Genomic DNA, 561 nt, shown 5'->3' with positions numbered 1-561 from the left:
GTGCTCGGGCGCGGCGCGCTGGCCGGCTGCCTGGCCATCGGCTACACGGCCTGGCTGGCGCGCGCGGGCCTCTCCTGGCGCAGCCTGGAGGTCGAGGTGCAGGCGGACTTCGACGACCGCGGCATGCTCGGCAGCACCGACGTCTACCCGGGCTATCTGCGGGTGCGCCACACCCTCTACATCGACAGCGCTGCGCCGCAGGAGGCGCTGCGCCGCGCGATCGAGCAGGCTCAGGGCGCCAGTCCCTATCTGCATGTGTTCGCCGACCCCCAGCCGCTGAGCGGCGCGGTGGTGTTCGGCCCGCGCCCCTGAACCCCCCCGAGCCATGGACACCGCCCTGCAGCTGCGCGTGCAGCGCTATGGCTGGGATCGCGCCGCCGCCCACTACGACCCGGGCTGGCGGCAGGCGCTGGCGCCGGCCAGCGAGGCGCTGCTGACGCAGGCCGATCTGCGGCCGGGCGAGCGCGTGCTCGACGTGGCCTGCGGCACCGGAACCCTGACCCTGGCGGCGCTGCGCGCCGGCTGCGAGGTGGTGGCCAGCGACCTGTCGCAGCAGATGCT

The 561-nt window shown here is 75.0% G+C and carries 2 protein-coding genes; both read left to right on the top strand.

What is annotated here, in order from left to right:
* A partial coding sequence (locus PO768_RS11705) for an OsmC family protein (RefSeq protein WP_272646202.1) occupies positions 1–312 on the top strand: 312 nt, incomplete at its 5' end.
* A gap of 13 nt (positions 313–325) precedes the next feature.
* The coding region (locus tag PO768_RS11700) for a class I SAM-dependent methyltransferase (RefSeq protein ID WP_272646201.1) at positions 326–561 on the top strand (236 nt) is incomplete at its 3' end.

The sequence above is a fragment of the Paucibacter sp. XJ19-41 genome, assembly GCF_028462495.1.
Lineage (GTDB): Bacteria > Pseudomonadota > Gammaproteobacteria > Burkholderiales > Burkholderiaceae_C > Roseateles_E.
This window is presented reverse-complemented; position numbering and strand designations above follow the sequence as displayed.